This window comes from Sphingomonas sp. LR59 (genome assembly GCF_036855945.1).
In the GTDB taxonomy this organism is placed as follows: domain Bacteria; phylum Pseudomonadota; class Alphaproteobacteria; order Sphingomonadales; family Sphingomonadaceae; genus Sphingomonas.
In genome coordinates this window covers 3,934,009-3,950,830 of sequence record NZ_JASPFL010000001.1, presented here as the reverse complement: position 1 = coordinate 3,950,830, position 16,822 = coordinate 3,934,009, and the positions used below count along the sequence as shown (strand labels likewise).

Annotated in this window: 16 protein-coding genes; 14 read left to right on the top strand and 2 right to left on the bottom strand. The window is 66.6% G+C overall.

Annotated features, from left to right (window positions below; all coding sequences use genetic code 11):
* The first annotated feature begins 177 nt into the window (after positions 1–177).
* From QP164_RS18630 to QP164_RS18615, 4 genes are all read left to right on the top strand, one after another.
* Positions 178–1,854 carry an ATP-binding protein gene (locus QP164_RS18630; RefSeq protein ID WP_333924071.1) on the top strand — a complete coding sequence of 559 codons (1,677 nt, stop codon included), beginning with the start codon at positions 178–180 and terminating at the stop codon, positions 1,852–1,854.
* Positions 1,851–2,441, top strand: a complete 591-nt coding sequence (locus tag QP164_RS18625) for a response regulator transcription factor (RefSeq protein ID WP_132737713.1) — start codon at positions 1,851–1,853, stop codon at positions 2,439–2,441. The genes QP164_RS18630 and QP164_RS18625 overlap by 4 nt, the downstream gene beginning before the upstream one ends.
* Positions 2,442–2,640: 199 nt before the next feature.
* Complete coding sequence (locus QP164_RS18620; RefSeq protein WP_333924070.1) at positions 2,641–3,498, top strand: helix-turn-helix domain-containing protein; 858 nt, start codon at positions 2,641–2,643, stop codon at positions 3,496–3,498.
* 54 nt (positions 3,499–3,552) lie between these two features.
* Positions 3,553–3,822, top strand: coding sequence for a hypothetical protein (locus tag QP164_RS18615; protein ID WP_132896149.1), 270 nt, complete (start codon positions 3,553–3,555; stop codon positions 3,820–3,822).
* Here the strand turns inward: QP164_RS18615 and QP164_RS18610 are convergent.
* Entirely contained in the window at positions 3,819–4,100 is a 282-nt protein-coding gene (locus QP164_RS18610; RefSeq protein WP_132737704.1) for a hypothetical protein, read from the bottom strand. The genes QP164_RS18615 and QP164_RS18610 overlap by 4 nt on opposite strands.
* Positions 4,101–4,262: 162 nt before the next feature.
* On the opposite strand from QP164_RS18610, the gene trmB reads away from it, so the two are divergent.
* Positions 4,263–4,943 (top strand): tRNA (guanosine(46)-N7)-methyltransferase TrmB, encoded by a 681-nt coding sequence (gene trmB, locus QP164_RS18605; protein WP_333924069.1) that lies wholly within the window; start codon positions 4,263–4,265, stop codon positions 4,941–4,943.
* A gap of 134 nt (positions 4,944–5,077) precedes the next feature.
* Complete coding sequence (locus tag QP164_RS18600) at positions 5,078–6,865, top strand: AMP-dependent synthetase/ligase (RefSeq protein ID WP_333924068.1); 1,788 nt, start codon at positions 5,078–5,080, stop codon at positions 6,863–6,865.
* A gap of 149 nt (positions 6,866–7,014) precedes the next feature.
* Here the strand turns inward: QP164_RS18600 and QP164_RS18595 are convergent, their stop codons facing one another.
* Positions 7,015–9,921: a M16 family metallopeptidase gene (locus QP164_RS18595; RefSeq protein ID WP_333924067.1), complete on the bottom strand. Its 2,907-nt coding sequence runs from the start codon at positions 9,919–9,921 to the stop codon at positions 7,015–7,017.
* Between the two features lie 250 nt (positions 9,922–10,171).
* On the opposite strand from QP164_RS18595, the gene QP164_RS18590 reads away from it, so the two are divergent.
* From QP164_RS18590 to miaB, 8 genes are all read left to right on the top strand, one after another.
* Entirely contained in the window at positions 10,172–10,957 is a 786-nt protein-coding gene (locus QP164_RS18590; RefSeq protein ID WP_333924066.1) for an aspartyl/asparaginyl beta-hydroxylase domain-containing protein, read from the top strand.
* 281 nt (positions 10,958–11,238) lie between these two features.
* Entirely contained in the window at positions 11,239–11,811 is a 573-nt protein-coding gene (locus QP164_RS18585) for a NifU family protein (RefSeq protein ID WP_056050182.1), read from the top strand.
* Positions 11,811–12,404, top strand: a complete 594-nt coding sequence (locus tag QP164_RS18580; protein ID WP_333924065.1) for a malonic semialdehyde reductase — start codon at positions 11,811–11,813, stop codon at positions 12,402–12,404. The genes QP164_RS18585 and QP164_RS18580 overlap by 1 nt, the downstream gene beginning before the upstream one ends.
* 161 nt (positions 12,405–12,565) lie before the next feature.
* Positions 12,566–13,195, top strand: a complete 630-nt coding sequence (gene tsaB, locus QP164_RS18575; RefSeq protein WP_333924064.1) for a tRNA (adenosine(37)-N6)-threonylcarbamoyltransferase complex dimerization subunit type 1 TsaB — start codon at positions 12,566–12,568, stop codon at positions 13,193–13,195.
* On the top strand, positions 13,195–13,683 hold the full coding sequence (locus QP164_RS18570) for a GNAT family N-acetyltransferase (protein WP_333924063.1): 489 nt from the start codon (positions 13,195–13,197) through the stop codon (positions 13,681–13,683). Before tsaB ends, QP164_RS18570 begins: the two co-directional genes overlap by 1 nt.
* Positions 13,684–13,757: 74 nt before the next feature.
* Positions 13,758–14,180 carry a Fur family transcriptional regulator gene (locus QP164_RS18565; RefSeq protein ID WP_055873135.1) on the top strand — a complete coding sequence of 141 codons (423 nt, stop codon included), beginning with the start codon at positions 13,758–13,760 and terminating at the stop codon, positions 14,178–14,180.
* 43 nt (positions 14,181–14,223) lie between these two features.
* Positions 14,224–14,898 carry a lysophospholipid acyltransferase family protein gene (locus QP164_RS18560; RefSeq protein WP_333924062.1) on the top strand — a complete coding sequence of 225 codons (675 nt, stop codon included), beginning with the start codon at positions 14,224–14,226 and terminating at the stop codon, positions 14,896–14,898.
* 294 nt (positions 14,899–15,192) lie between these two features.
* Positions 15,193–16,524, top strand: a complete 1,332-nt coding sequence (gene miaB / locus QP164_RS18555; protein WP_333924061.1) for a tRNA (N6-isopentenyl adenosine(37)-C2)-methylthiotransferase MiaB — start codon at positions 15,193–15,195, stop codon at positions 16,522–16,524.
* The last annotated feature ends 298 nt before the right edge of the window (positions 16,525–16,822 follow it).

The window sequence follows — 16,822 nt, the reverse complement described above, 5'->3', positions numbered from 1 at the left end:
TGCGTGGGCCGACATCGCATTTCCCGGACACTGGATGGGACCCCGTCGGTAAGCGCGGCGACACGGCGGCGTCAGTCCGGGAAATACCCCGGTACACGGCCTCCGGTCATGCTGGCGGCCTCCTGTCCGGGTATTTCCCTACTTCTGCCCGGCGTAGTTCGCGGTATCGAGGCGGGGATGGCTTCCGTTCCCCTTACCGCCGCCGATCGTGCCGCCGAACGCGCCGCCGAACGCGCCGATGCTGCCGAGCTCGCAGCACTGGCGCCATCGCGCGACGGCCAGGCACGCTGGTTGCCGCGCGAGCGCGAATGGCTGGTGCTGGCAGGATACGGCGTCATCTTCGTCGCGCTGCACCGGCTGGCGGTCCTGTGGGGCGGGGTTGGCTATTATTCGCTCTGGTTTCCGGCTGCCGGGGTTCGCCTCGCCTTGTTCTGGCGGTTCGGCGCGCGTCTCGCACCGGCCGCGGCGATCACCGAGATCATCGTCCAGTGCCTGACCGGGGTCGTCGTGTTCACGCAACCCGAATGGCCACGCGGTATAATCGGTGTCGCCAGCCCCGTTCTCGCATACGGCATCGCGGTCGCGGTGGTGCGCCGGGTTGCCGATGGCGCCACCGGTAGCCTGGCGACCGCGCCGATGCCGCTCGGGCTCGCCTCCGTTCTGGCGCCGCTGGCCGCCGTCGCGTTCGCGTTGCCCTGGTCGATCATGCGGCCCGACATCACGAACGTCGCCAATGTCCGCGACGTGATCGCGTCGTTGACCGGATTTGCGGTCGGCGACATGCTCGGCGTCCTGCTGATCGCGCCGCCGCTGCTCTGGATCGCCGATCTGTCGAGCGGCAGGACCGCGATGCCTGCAATGTTTCCGTCGCACCGGCATATTGCGGAAGCCGTGCTGGTGCTTGGCGTGTCGCTCGGGCTGGTCGGAACGCTGGCGACGATCGGCCTCGGCATCCCGGCGACGCCGGTATTGCTGGCGATCGCCTGGATCGGGTTGCGGTTCGGCCGCGCCGCGGCGTGGGCCGCGATCGTCGTCACCGCGATCCTCGTCCTGCCCGAAACGACCGGCGCGATGGCCGTCGACCAACGGCTCGCGCTCCATATGAGCCTCGCTGCAGTCGCCGTGGTCGGGTATCTCGCAGGCAGTTTCGCCGATGCCGAAGCGCGCGCGCTTGCCGCGGTGGCTCGGCGCGACCGGATGCTGTTCCAGGCCGAACGGCTCAAGACGCTGCGGGCGATGTCGGTCGCGGTCATCCACGAGATCAGCCAACCGCTGTCCACGCTCGCGATCGAGGCGCGTCATCTGGTCGAGATCAGCGGCAACGCCGATCCCGATATCGCCGAGACGGCGCGGCTCATCGAACGCAAGACTGCGACGCTGTCGACGCTGGTCCGCCGACTGCGCCGGTTCGGCGGTCGCGCGGTCGACGAGCCGTCGCTGTTGCCGATCGGGACCCTGCTCGACACCGTCACGGCGCTGACCCGGCCCGAGGCAAGCGTCGCGGGTGTCGCGATCCGGGTCGCACCCGTCGATCCCGAGTGGACCGTGCTGGCGCAGGAGATCGAAATTGCGCAGGCGCTCGTCAATCTGGTTCGCAACGCCGTGCAGGCTACCGACGACGGCGTGGTCGAGATCGCCGTGACCCGGCGTGACGAACGGATCGCGATCGCCGTCGTCAATCATTGTGCCGATCACCCCCTCGTCCATGAGGGCATGGGCGTCGGCTCGCTCGTGGCGAAGGCGATCGTCGAGGCGCATGGCGGCACGCTGTCCCGCGCCGATCGTGGACTGGCGCGGATCGCGCATGTCGTCACGCTCCCGCTGGTCGGCACGCTCGTCGGAGACGCCGCATGACCTCGATCGCTTCCAGACCGACGGCGGTGTACGTGCTCGACGATGACGCCGATCTGGGCGCCAGCGTCGCGCGGCTGCTCGCCCGGCACGGCCACGCCGCCCGCGCGTTCGTCGAGCCGATCGCGTTGCTACACGATTATCCGCGCGACCCTGCCGCCTGCATCATCTCCGACGTGATGATGGGCGACATGGATGGCTTCACCTTTGCCGATGCGGTCCGCGAGCTCGATCCGGATGTCGCACTGGTGTTCATGACGGCGTGGCCGACCACCGCTAACGCGGTCGACAGCGTCCGCCGCTATGGCGGGCTCGACTATCTCGAAAAGCCGATCGACGAGGATCGCCTGCTGACCGCGGTTGCCGAAGGCGTGGCATGGTCGAACAGCCGCCGCCTCCTGTCACGCCGTACCGCGTTGCTGACGACGCGCGAGCGCCAGGTGTTCGACATGCTCGTACGCGGCCATAGCAACAAGGCGATCGCGGGGGCGCTGGGGCTCAGCATCAAGACGATCGAGAACCACCGCGCCGCGATCGTCACCAAGACCGGCACCAACGGATTGGCGCAACTGATCGCGCTCGTTTCGTGAGCGCTGGGATGGCCCCGTTCGACAGCGGGTCGCTGCGCCAAACACCCGAAAACTCTGGATTTACGATGACCCGATCATGTCTCCCCGTCTCACATTTGAGACTCGTGGACATTTCGCCATTGTACAATCTCGATCAAGTGTTGGCCTTGGCAGGGAGTGGTCGACGCTGGTCGTGCACACCCGAGAATGGGATGTGACGATGCTGGTTTTTCCGATGCGCTCGACGACGGCCGTCGACGGGGTGATGGTGGCAACACGCTCGGTGGAGGGCGAATTGCGGTCGCGGATCGATGCGCTCGGCAACGTGGGGCACCGCCCGGCGGGCGCTTTCGATGTCTCGCGCCTGCCGGGAACCGCGCGGATCCTGGTGATCCCTGAGGGTACGCGGGTGTCGGCGCGGATCCGCAACCGATATTATGATCGGCTGCCCGATGTCGCCATCGTCGGTCCGTCGAGTCGTCCGGTCGCGTTGCAGATCGATGGCAAGGCGCCGGTCGAAATCCCGCTGAGCCCGCTCGACTGGTCGCGGCTGACGCCCGTTGTCGCCGCGACGGTGGCTGATCGGATCCTCGGCGCGGCCGATCTGGGAATCACGTGCCTCGACGACGTCGCCGATACGAACAAGGGCGATATCGCTGGCAGGACGATAGCGCGTCTCGCCGATGCGGTGGTCGCACGCGGCACCGCGTCGCTCGATGGCACGACCGTCGCGCTGATCGCGCAGCTGACGGCGTTGATTGATGCAGGGGACATCGACGATGCCGCAACGGCCGCCGATCATCTGTCGACCTCGCCGCATAATCTTCGCCGGATCGCGCTGCGCTGGTTTGGCTTCCCCAAGACGCTGTTGATGCGGCGTCGCTTCATCGCCGCGCTCGAGCGGTTTCAGGAGGCCGGAATGGACTTCGCGACGATCACGAATTTTGGGTATTTCGATGCATCGCACTTCCTCCGCGACGCCAACCGGTTTTTGGGGACCACGCCGCGGCGCTATCTTCGCCGCATCGATGCCTCGGCTCATGGCAAGTCGGCATCCGACCGCCCGGATTACCGGTAGCGCGAAGGCTGGGATTGATGATCCAGATCAACGTCCAACGACAAGGACACGAGCATGACCAGTGAACGGTCGGACCCTCCGACCACGACCGAAGCGTGGCAGGATCGGGTCGCCTACCACCGCGACCGCGCGGTTCAGGAGAAGCTGCTTGCGCAGCGCTCGAAGACCGAGGCGGCGCGCGCGGCACATCTCCTACTCGCCGATCAGCATCTCCAGATGATGGCGTCGGCAGAGTTTGTCGTGGCGATGACCGACCCGGAGATGCCCCAAAGCTCGTCGCTGCAGGTCACGGGGTGGCTCATGCGGCAAAGTTATAGCAATTAACTCGAAAGATGGTCCGACGTCGCGTCGGCATCGATCTTTCCGAGATTGATTCCGTCGTACAGCGCTAGCAACGCGGTCACTTCCTCGACCACGGTCTCCTGCTCGGCCCGCCATCGCGCCGTGGCATCGTGCTGCGGCATGCCGCCATGCCCATCGTGCAGAGTAAAACCCTGATCTATCAACCAGATCGCATCTGCCGCCCGCGCACGCTGGCGACGCAGATGATAGACCCATTGTTCGATGATTCCCGATGGAACCAGCCTATCCAGATCGCCCATCCGTCATCCGGTACGGCAAGCATCGCGGCAACGCCAGAGTCCGGTCGCGCAAATTCTGCCGCGTCGAAAACGCAACCTCGCGCAAGGCGGCAGGCTCGATCCGAGCGGAAACACGCGTACGGCGCTTTGCGCGCGGCACGCAGATCGCTAGAGCGCGCGGCGATGACCGATCCTTCCATTATCCGCCGCCTGTACGGCCGACGCCAAGGCCATAAGCTCCGCCTCGGCCAGGCCGCGCTCGTCGAGGAAACGCTCGCCGACCTGTCGGTGCCCGAAGAGGGCCCGATCACCGCTGCGATGTTGTTCGGCGAAGACCGTCCGCTGCATGTCGAAATCGGCTTCGGCGCAGGCGAGCATCTTGCGCGCCAGGCCGCGGCCAATCCCGAGATCGGGTTCATCGGCTGCGAGCCGTTCCTCAACGGCGTCGTTGGTGCGCTCTCGCACATCCGCGATGGCGAATTGACCAATGTGCGGCTGTACATGGGCGATGCGCTCGAAGTGATCGAGCGGCTGCCCGATGCCAGCCTCGACCGGCTGTACCTGCTTCATCCCGATCCGTGGCGGAAGGCACGCCATGCCAAGCGCCGCATGGTCAATCACGGTCCGCTCGACACGATCGCCGCCAAGCTGAAGCCCGGTGCCGAATTCCGGCTCGGCACCGACGATCCGACCTATTGCCGCTGGTCGATGATGATCATGAATGCGCGGCGCGATTTCGTCTGGCAGGCAGAGACGCCGCACGATTTCCTGACGCGTCCCGACGACTGGCCCGAGACGCGGTACGAGCGAAAGGCGCGGCGCCAGGGCCACGAGGTCTGGTATTTCCGGTACGTCCGGGTCTGACCGCGCACGGGGCCTAGCGGGACTCTGAAGCGCCGGACGGGATCGACGGTGTCGGTGATTGTCCGGCGCGAAGCTTCTCGCCTACAAGGGGCGCAACGAGGCGCGTCGGCTCCCGCTGCGCCCAGGGAGAGATCATGGCCCGTCAGCTCGAACGATTCCCGAACCTCGTCGCGATGTTCTTCGCGCGCGCCGCGGAGAAGGGCGATGCGCCGTTCCTGTGGACCAAGACGAGCGGCACCTGGGTCGCCACCAGCTGGGCCGACGCCGCACGGCAGGTCGCTGCTCTCGCCACCGCACTCACCGCAATCGGCGTGAAGCGCGGCGACCGCGTCATGCTGGTCAGCGAGAACCGCCCCGAATGGTGCCTCAGCGACCTCGCGATCATGGCGGCAGGGTGCATTACCGTGCCGACCTACGTCACCAACACCGAGCGCGATCACCTTCACATCATCGAGAACGCCGGCGCCTGCGCGATCATCGTCTCGACCGCCAAGCTCGCGAAAACCCTCCTCCCCGCGGTGATCCGCTCGAACCAGGCGCAGACCGTGATCGGCCTAGAGGACATGAAGGTCCCCGCTGGAATCGACTTCCATAACTGGCACGCACTGATCGCCGCGCACCCGACCGCGCCCGAGACCGCCGCCGCCCGCGCCGACTTCGAACGCGAAGACCTCGCCTGCATCATCTACACGAGCGGTACCGGCGGCGCGCCACGCGGCGTCATGCAGCATCACGGCGCGATCCTCCACAATTGCGCCGGCTGCGCGTCGGTCATCTCGGAGGATTTCGGCTGGGACGACGAGGTCTTCCTGTCGTTCCTTCCCTTGAGCCACGCCTACGAGCACACCGGCGGCCAGCATTTCCCGATCTCGCTAGGCGGCCAGATCTACTACGCGGAGGGCCTCGAAAAGCTGGCCGCGAACATCGAGGAAACGCGGCCGACGATCATGTTCGTCGTCCCCCGCCTGTTCGAAGTCCTCCGCACGCGCATCTCCAAGACGATCGAGAAACAGGGCGGCGCCTCCGCCTATCTCCTGCGCCAGGCCCTCGACATCGGCGGCAAGCGCTACGCCGGCCGCCTCCGCCTGATCGACCGCCCGATGCAGGCCGCCGTCGCCACGCTCTTCAAGCCCAAGATCTCGAAGAAGTTCGGTGGCCGGCTGAAGGCGATGATCTCGGGCGGCGCACCGCTCAACCCCGAGGTCGGCCTATTCTTCGAAGCGCTCGGCCTTACCTTCCTGCAAGGCTATGGCCAGACCGAAGCCGCCCCCGTGATTTCCTGCAACCGCCCCAAGGCCGGCGTGCGGATGGACTCGGTCGGCCCGCCGCTCAACGACACCGAAGTCCGCATCGCCGACGACGGCGAGATTCTGGTGCGCGGCGAACTCGTCATGCACGGCTATTGGCGCAACGATGCCGAGACTGCCAAGGTGCTGAAGGACGGTTGGCTCCACACCGGCGACATCGGCAAGATCGACGATCGCGGCCGCATCCGCATCACCGACCGCAAGAAGGACCTGATCATCAACGACAAGGGCGAGAACGTCGCGCCCCAGAAGGTCGAGGGGATGCTGACGCTGCAGCCCGAGATCGCGCAGGCGATGATCGCCGGTGACAAGCGACCCTACATGGTCGCGCTGGTGGTGCCCGATCCGGAGTGGACGCAGGAATGGTGCGCGGCCAACGGCGACGCCTGCAGCTTTTCGCGACTGGCGGAGAACAGCGAGTTCCGGACCGCGATCGGCCACGCGATCGAGCGGGTGAACAAGGAGCTGACGGTCACCGAACGCATCCGCCGCTTCGTGCTCGCGGATGGCCCGTTCACGATCGAGAACGAGCAATTGACGCCGAGTTTGAAGATCCGCCGCCATGTGCTCAAGCAGGCGTACGGGGAGCGGCTCGACGCGCTGTACAAACCCTAAAAACCCCTCTCCCTTCAGGGGAGAGGAAGGGGCCCACACGCTCTTGCGTGTGGGAGGGTGAGGGCACGGCGCGCCAAAGCACGTGCCCTCAACCTCCCGTCGCAAGTGCTCCTCCTTCCCTCTCCCCCAAGGGGAGAGGGGTTAAGCGGTCACTTCTTCGCGGCCGCCGGCACCACGGCCATCGTCCAATCCTTCTCCGGCCGCAGATACTTCGCCGCCGTCGCCTGCAACTCCACCGGCGTCGTCGCCACCAGATCGCTCGCAATCCGCTGCGTCGCCGCGATCCGCCTTGAATCGAACGTGGCCCCGCCCAGCTGCTGCAACCAGAACTGATTCCCGGTCGAGGCGCGCAGGATATACTGCCCCATCGGCTTCTTGATCCGGTCCAGCTCGTCCGCCGCGATCGGCGTCGACACCAGCTCCGCCGCGATCTGCCGCGCGATCTGGAAGAAGAACGACACCTTGTCCGGCGCGACCTGCCCGATCGCGACCATCCGCCCGCCGGTCGCCATTCCCACCGGCCACTGGCTCGACACGTTCGGGCTGTAGCTCGCGCCTGCCGCCTGCCGCAGCCGCTCGAACAGCCGATCGCTGAACACTTGAGCCAGCACGTCGAGACGCCGCGCCTCGACGATGTTGTCGATCCCGCCGCCGGTCGGCCACGCGATCACCGCCGCCGCCTGGTTCTCCGGGCCGGTATGCGCGCGCATCACCGGCGTCGCGTTGTGCGCGGGAAAGCCGACCGGCGCGCCGACCGTCGACACCGCCGTCCGCGGCTTCATCGCCCCGAACGACTTCGCCACCGCCGCGATCGCATCCTCGGTCTTCACGTCGCCGAAGATCGACACCTCGACCGGTCCGGTCTTCAGGATCGGCTCCCAGAACGCGCGAAAGTCCTTCGCATTCAGCGCCTCGACGGTCGGCTTCGACGGCGTACCCCAACGTGGATCACCCGCCCGCAGCAAACCTTCGAGATCGCGCGACAACACGCCGTCCGGCGACGAGTCATACCCCGCAAACCCCGCCAGCGCCGCCACACGGGCACGCGCCACCGGCGCCGGATCCCAGGCCGGGAACGCGAGTTTCGCCGCCATCAGCCGCAACTGATCCGCATAATCCGCCGGCGACGTGATCGCGCTCAGCGTGAACGCATCATCGTCGATCCCGAAGTCGAGCCCGATCCGACGACCCGCCGTCAATTGGTCGAGATCGCCCTGGTCGAGCTTGCCGATACCCCCAGCCACCAGTGCGAGATCGCCCGCCCATGCCGGCGTCGGCCGGTTCGACGGGATCGCGGTATAGCCGCCGCCGAACCGCACGCGCACATACACCCGCCCGGTCTCGCCGGCGTTCGGGAACAGCAGCACGCGCGTCCCGTTGGCGAAGTTCACCTGCTCCATGTCGAACGCGGCGATCTTCTCGCGGCTCGCGACCTTGCCCGGCGTACCGAGCGACGGCAGCTTCGAGAAATCGACCGCAGCCTGCGCACGACGCTTGCCCGCCAAGCCCGAAACATCGGCCTTCAACGCGGTCGCCAGCTTGTTCGCAGCCCCCGCATCAGGCGTCTGCGTATTCACCAGAGCCCGCGTTGCCGTGCCCTCGAAGATCGCCTTGCTCGAGGCGAGCAGCGTGGCGGGCGTGAACATGCCCTTCGCCCTGGCATCCTGCAAAATCTTGTACGACGTTTCCGGCCCCGCCACCGTCTCGCGGATGTCGAGCGCGCCGACCATGTCATCGGCCTGCTTCGACCCCGCCTCGACCTTGGCGGTCTCGACGCTGGTCCGCATGATCGTGTCGAAATCGGCGTATTCGCGGTCGACTTCGGCCTGGCTCGGCGCATTGGTCTGCGCATCGGCGATCACCGCGCGCACGTCCTTCAACGCCGCCTCCCAGTCGGTCCCGATCGGCACGATGTTGACGCTGGTCAGGTTCGCCGAGCGCGACACGTCGTCGATCGACACGCCCGCCTGGAGGAAACTGCCGCCCGCCCGCGCCCGCGTTTCCAGACGACGACTGATGAGCCGCGTCGCGAGCACGTCGACCAGCCGCTTCTGGTTCATGATCGCGGTGTCGTCCTTATACTCCCAAGGCCGCACCACGCCAAGCGTCACCACCGCCGGGATCGCAGGCTCGGCAATCGTCGCGGAGACCGGCGCTTTCGGGTCGGGCTTGCCGAAATCGGGTGCCGGCACAACCGGGTCGGTGCGCTTCCAGTCGGCGAAGTTCTTGACGATCAACCGCCCGAACAGCGCCGGATCCATGTCGCCCGAGATGATGACGACGGTGTTCTCCGGCCGATACCAGCGATCGTGAAACGCCTTCACCGTGGCACCAGTGGCGGCTTCCAGCGTCTTGATGTTGCCGATCGGCGAGCGATCCGCGAGCGGCTGCCCAGCAAAGAACGTCGCCCGGATCGCATCGCCGAACCGCACCTGCGGCCCCGGCTGCTCGCGCTGTTCGGCGAGCACGATCGGGCGCTCGGCGGCGACCGATGCGTCGGTGATCGTCGGCTTTTCCATCATGCCCGACATGATCTTCAGGCTCTCGTCGAGCCCCGCCTCGGTTGCCGAGGGCAGGTCGAGCTTGAACGTGGTCGAGGTCGGCGTCGTCTGCGCGTTAGTGTCCGACCCGAAGGTCGCCCCGAACCGCTGCCACACGCGCTTCGCCTCACCGTCGGGGACGTACTCGGACCCGCGGAACGAGAGATGCTCGATGAAATGCGCAAAGCCGCGTTCGCTGTCGGTCTCGTTCAGTGAGCCCGCATCGATCCGCACGCGCACCGACACCTGGCCCGGTGGCACGCCGTTCTTGCGCACCGCAAAGCGCATGCCGTTGGGCAACGTGCCGAACTTCCACTCCGGATCCCGCGTGAGATCACTGCCCTTGTAGAGCCACGCGGTCGTATCGATTCCCGGCAGTTCGGGAAGCGTCGGCGCTTCCTTGGCGGGAGTGGAAGCGGCCTGTTGCGTCGCCATCTGGCCGCTTGCCGGAATGGCCAGCCCGAGCACGAGGGGGAGCAGGACGGGAGCGCGATACAAGCGCGAGAAAGACACCATGGTGCATCTGTAGCGGTCGCAGGCGTCGCTCGCCAGTGCCCTGCCTCCGCACCCGGCGTGCGGATGCCATCATTTCGTCCAACACTGCCGGTATATCGTGTTCTAACAACGGGATCGGCCGCGCGACGCGCCGGGATACAGGGTAGAGATGACGGTCGAAGCCGAACTGAGCCACGAACTGGGCCATGAACTGAGACAGTCTTCATTGTGGCGGGAATCGGGCGGGCCGGCAGTACGCCGCGGCGCCCGAATGCCCGATCTGAACGTGATCTCCGGCGCACCCAAACCCGGCGCGCCGATGGTCGCCGAAGCCAACCGCCCATTGATCATCCGCGTCGGCAAGCACTTGCGCGGCGTATTCGACCGGATGATCGCGTCGTCCTCGCTGGTCGCCAACGATCCGGTGCTCGACGTCCGCGACTTCGCCTGGACCGCGGGCTTGCGCGAGAACTGGGCCGCGATCCGCGACGAGGCGGTCCACGTCGCGCTCCAAGGCGAGGCATCCCCCAGCCTCGCGACGATCTCGCCCGATCACCGCTCGATCGCGGAAGTCGACAAATGGCGCTCGTTCTTTCTCTACGGCTACGGCTATCCGATCGAGGAGAGCCTCGCGCGCTGCCCGCACACGGCGGCCGCCGTCGCGCGCATCCCCGGTCTCAACAGCGCGTTCTTCTCGATCCTCGCGCCGGGCACGCACATCCCCGAGCATCGCGGCGTGACCAAGGGCCTGATCACCTGCCACCTCGGCCTGATCGTGCCGCGCGACGGCGACGTCCGCATGCGCGTCCACGACCGCGTCGTGCGTTGGGCCGAAGGCGAGACGCTGGTGTTCGACGACACCTACCAGCACGAGGTCTGGAACGACACGTGCGGTACGCGGGTCGTCCTGTTGATCCAGTTCGAACGCCCCCTGCGCAACCCGGGCAAGTGGATCGCCGACCTGTTCCTGGGCGTCGTCCGCCGCTCCGCCTTCGTCCAGGACGCGGTCCGCAACATCGGCAGCTGGAACGCCGCGGTGAAGGCGATGGACGTCTGAGTTCACCCCACCTGCCAACCCGTCGCTAATACAAACTCTGTCGCCACTACAAACTCCGTCACCCCAGCGAAAGCTGGGGTATCTCGGTTCGAGCCACGCGCTTCCCAGTGGGGATACCCCAGCTTTCGCTGGGGTGACGGACTTGAGGGACTACGAATTTGGGGGAGGCCCGGTCCGTCCAAAGCATGTTCTCCCGCGCAACGTCCCCCTCCTCACCCCCGAAAGAAACCGTTTCCCGTTCCGCGCTTGATCCACCGCCCCCGTCGGGCCACATGCGGTGCATGCTCATCGAAACGGAATCCACCCCGAACCCCTCGACGCTGAAGTTCCTGCCGGGACGCACCGTCATGGACGCTGGCACGCGCGACTTCGCCACGCCGGAGGAGGCCGAGACCAGTCCGCTGGCCGAGGCGATCTTCAATCTCGGCGACGTGACCGGCGTGTTCTTCGGCCGTGACTTCGTGTCGGTGACCGCGGGGCCGGGCGTCGCCTGGTCGGACCTCAAGCCCGACGTGCTGGCGATCCTGCTCGATCACTTCTCCGCCGCGATGCCGCTGTTCAAGCCCGCGCGCGCCGGCTTCTCGGTGCCATCGGACGAGCCCGCGCTGTCGGACGATCCCGCCGACGCCGACATCGTCGCGCAGATCCGCGAACTCATAGACACCCGCGTCCGGCCCGCAGTGGCGAACGACGGCGGCGACATCGTCTATCGCGGCTTCGACAAGGGCAAGGTGTTCCTTCAGTTGCAGGGCGCCTGCGCAGGCTGCCCGTCGTCGAGCGCCACGCTCAAGAACGGCATCGAGCAGCTGCTGAAATACTACGTCCCCGAAGTCACCGAAGTGAGAGCCGTCTGATGCGTCAGAAACTCGACGACACCGTCCTCGACGCCGTCTTCCGCGACGCTCGCAGCTATAACGGCTATACCGACCAGCCGGTCGCCGAGTCCGAGCTGCACGCGATCTGGGACCTGATGAAATGGGGCCCGACCTCCGCGAACCAGTTGCCCGCGCGTCTGATCTGGGTGGTCAGCGACGAGGCCAAGCAGAAGCTCGCCGACGCCTGCAGCGCGCAGAACCAGCCGAAGATCCTCAAGGCGCCCGTCTCGGTGATCATCGGCATGGACACGAATTTCCACGAGCACCTGCCCGAGCTGTTCCCGCACGCCGATGCAAAGTCGTGGTTCGACGGCAACGCCGAACTGCGTGAGGCGTCCGCGTTCCGCAACTCGACGTTGCAGGGTGCGTATTTCATCATCGCCGCGCGGATGCTCGGGCTCGATACCGGGCCGATGTCGGGCTTCGATGCGGGCAAGGTCGATGCGGCGTTCTTCCACGACACGCCTGCGGTCCGGACGAACTTCATCTCGACGCTCGGCCACGGCGATCCCGCGACGATCTTCGGACGGTCGCCCCGCCCCGATTTCGCGAAGTTCAACACGATAGCCTGACCGCGCTAGCCAACGGCGCTAGCCAACGGCGCTAGCCAAGGCCGTCACCCCAGCGAAAGCTGGGGTCTTCCCGTTAATGGCCAGGGCCTTCGCCAGCCGGGAGACCCCAGCCTGCGCTGGGGTGACGGGCGTTGGGACGTTGGGATGTGACGGAATAAACAATGCGCACTTTAGTAATCGAAACATCCACCACCGCCTGCTCGGTCGCGCTCATCGAGGACGGCGCCGTCCTCGCCCGTGCGCACGAAGTCGTCGGCCGCGGCCATGCCGAACGGCTCATCCCGATGATCGCCGAGCTCCCCAACGGCGGCCGCGCCGACCGCATCCTCGTCGATTGCGGCCCCGGCAGCTTTACCGGCGTCCGCGTCGGCATCGCCGCAGCCCGCGGGCTAGCACTCGGTTGGGATGCGGAAATCGCCGGCTTCTCCTCGCTCCCGCTCATCGCCGCCGCCGGTTTTGCCGACCGCTTAACCGACGATATTGCGGTCGTCATGGAAGGCGGGCATGGCGAGGTCTTCATGCAGGCCTTTGCCGCCGATCTGTTGCCGCGATCCGACATGGTATCGCTGAAGCCCGCCGCCGCGCTCGCCGCGCTGGCGGGGCGGCGTGCGGTCGGCAACGGCGTCCGCTGGCTTGCTGCACTGGATGCCCAGTTCGAAGGGAGCCTCGACCTCACCGAAGCGCTACCCGACGCAGCTTTCGCGATCCTGCTCCCAGCATCGCTGACCGCCCTTTCACCAAGCCCGATCTACGGCCGTGCCCCCGACGCCAAGCCGTCGGTTCCGAAATAATGGCCACGCGCCAAGCCGCCACGCGTGCCGTCACGCTGCGTACCGGCGACGCACGCGATCTCGCGATCGTCGACGCACTGATGACCGACGCGTTCGACCCGCGCTACGGCGAAGCGTGGACGCGCAGCCAGTGCCTCGGCGTGCTAGCGCTCACCGGCGTCCACCTCACGCTCGCGTTCGTCGACGACTTCCCCGCGGGGTTCACGATGACCCGGTCGGTCGCCGACGAAGCCGAACTTCTCCTGATCGCAGTCGCCCCCGACTATCGTCGTCGCGGCGTCGGCACCGCACTGATCCGCGCGGCCATCGCGGAATGCTCGGTCGGCAATATCGCCAAACTCCACCTCGAAGTCCGCGCCGGTAACGACGCGGTCAAGATGTATGCTACACACGGCTTCGCGAAGGTCGGCGAGCGCCGCGCCTATTACCGCGGCAAGACCGGCGCCGCGTATGACGCACACACCTATTCGAAAGATATCAACAGCTAAGGCTTATTGCGAGCCACTATCCCTTTTCGCAACAGCGCGGACGCCCTACATGGGGTGTAACGAGGGAATGACACATGCCGCGCAAGATCGATCTGGAAGCACTCTGCAACGAGAAGGGCCTGCGCATCACCGAGCAGCGCCGCGTCATCGCACGCGTGCTGTCCGAGGCGGACGACCATCCCGACGTCGAGAAGGTCTATGAGCGCGCATCGCAGATCGACCCCGGCATCTCGATCGCGACGGTGTACCGCACCGTCCGGTTGTTCGAGGAAGCCGGCATCCTCGACCGCCACGATTTCGGCGACGGCCGCGCCCGCTACGAGCCTGCGCCCGAAGCGCATCACGATCACCTGATCGACGTCGAGAGCGGCAAGGTCATCGAGTTCGTCGATCCCGAGCTTGAGCAGTTGCAGAAGGCGATCGCCGAGAAGCTGGGCTTCCGACTGGTCGATCACCGCATGGAACTCTACGGCGTCGCGCTAGCCCGCAAGGACTGACGCGATCGGCCGAATCCGCTTTGGCGCGCGGTTGGCGGCGCTGTTGCTCGCGCTGATCCTGGCGCTTCCGTTACATGGCGCGTGGCGGCTGTTCGGGCGGAAGTCGCCTTGGCCGCCGCGGTTCCTGGGACTGGTCGCGCGGATCGTCGGCGCTCGGGTTCGGGTGGTCGGCATGCCGCTCCGCCACGACGTCGTCTTCGTCTCGAACCATCTGAGCTGGATCGACATCCTGCTGCTGTCCGGCGCGACCGGCAGCGCGTTCGTCGCGAAATCGGAACTCCGCGCGGCCCCGCTGGTCGGCTGGCTATGCACGCTGAACCGCACAATCTTCGTCAGCCGCGCCGACCGCATGGCGGTAACCGCCCAGATCGCCCAGGTCCGCGACGCGCTTGCGGCAGACTGGCCCGTAACCTTATTCCCCGAAGGCACGACGGGAGACGGCACGACGCTCCTCCCTTTCAAGGCGGCATTGCTGGCGGCCCTGGACCCGCCCCCGCCGGGCGTCCGCGTGCAACCGGTCCGCATCGATTATGGCGCGGCGACCGATGAACTCGCGTGGGTCGGCGACGAGCCCGGCCAACACCACGCCGCCCGCGTCCTGAAGCGCAAAGGCAGCTTCGTCGCGACGCTGCACTTCGCAGAACCGTTCGATCCCGCGGAATATGGCGACCGAAAAGCCATAGCCGCCGAAGCAAGGCGCCGCATGGAAGCGCTGTAGCCCGAACAAAGAGTGTTCCCCCGCGAAGGCGTGGGCCCAGTCTGGACTCCCGCCTTCGCGGGGGAACAAGAGAGGGAAGCTCCCACCTATCCCCAATCTCAGCCGCCACCCCGGCGAAGGCCGGGGCCCAGTTGGAAAGGTCGCAGTAACGAGGCGCAGAGCTCAATTTGCGAGGTCCCCCAACTGGACCCCGGCCTCCGCCGGGGAGGTGCAAATCGCCAAGCGCCCTTCCACACTCTACCAACCCAACAACGCCCCCTCCCCCACGCCCACAAATTTGGTAGGGCCTCCCGCATGTCCCCTCCCAAAACCTTCCACGTAAAATCCTTCGGCTGCCAGATGAACGTCTACGACGGCGAGCGCATGGCCGAACTGATGGCCGCCCAGGGCCTCACGCAAGCCGACGCAGTCGACGCCGACGTCGTCGTCCTCAACACCTGCCACATCCGCGAACGCGCCACCGAAAAGGTCTATTCGGACATCGGCCGCCTCCGGAAGGACCAGCGCCGCAAATCCGGCAAGACGCCGATGATCGCCGTCGCCGGCTGCGTCGCGCAGGCCGAGGGCGAGGAGATCTTCACCCGCGCCAAGGTCGACATCGTCGTCGGCCCGCAAGCCTATCACAACCTGCCCGAGCTGGTCGCGAAGGCCGCCGCCGGCACACCCTCGCTCGACACCGACATGCCGCTCCTGTCGAAGTTCGGCGCACTCCCCGCCCGCCGCAAAGTCGCCCCTTCAGCGTTCCTCACCGTGCAGGAAGGGTGCGACAAGTTCTGCACCTACTGCGTCGTCCCCTACACGCGGGGCGCGGAAATCAGCCGCCCGTTCACAGCGATCGTCGACGAGGCGAAGGCGCTGGTCGACGCCGGCGCGCGCGAGATCACGCTGCTGGGCCAGAACGTCAACGCGTGGTCCGAGAATGCCAATACTTCAGATGGGCGCGGCCTCCACGACCTGATCCGCGACCTCGACCGCATTCCCGGCCTCGCGCGGATCCGCTACACCACGAGCCACCCCAACGACATGACTCAAGGCCTGATCGACGCGCACCGCGACATCGAGAGCCTGATGCCGTTCCTCCACCTTCCCGTGCAGGCCGGCAGCGACCGCGTCCTCAAGGCGATGAACCGCAGCCACACCCGCGACTCCTATCTCCGCCTGCTCGACCGCGTCCGCGCAGTCCGCCCCGACATCGCGCTGTCGGGCGACTTCATCGTCGGCTTCCCCGGCGAGACCGACGCCGAGTTCGAGGACACGCTGAGCCTTGTCGACGCGGTCGGCTACGCGCAGGCCTACAGCTTCAAATACAGCCCCCGCCCCGGCACGCCTGCGGCCTCGATCGTCGAACAGGTCCCGGAATCGATGATGGACGAGCGCCTCCAACGCCTCCAGGCCGCACTCAACCGCGACCAACACGCCTTCAACGCAGCCACCGTAGGCCGCACCTGCTCGGTCCTCCTCGAACGCGCGGGGAAACTCCCCGGCCAGCTGATCGGCAAGTCCCCGTGGCTGCAATCGGTCCACTTGATCGGTAACCACGCGATCGGTGACCTGGTCGAGGTAACGCTAGCCGCCGCCGGCCCGAATTCCCTGACCGGCATCGAACGCGTGCGCGAAGCCGCCTGAAACCTATCCTCCCCTGATAGGGGAGGTGGCAGCCCGAAGGGCTGCGGTGGGGTGACCGCGCTATCGAGAGGGCGTCACCCCTCCGCCTGGCAAGCGCCAGACACCTCCCCCTACAGGGGATGATCAGTGAGGACCTCTCCCTGCCGAGGCGCCAAGGTACCGATTTCGAGCCTTCGCGCGGACCCGCTTGATTCCCCTATCCTCCATCCCAATCCCCTGTCACACTCGCCGGCGATGCAGTTGCGCCCGCGCGATCCGATGCTCTTCCGACCCGCCGTCATGGCGCGGGTTGAAGGTC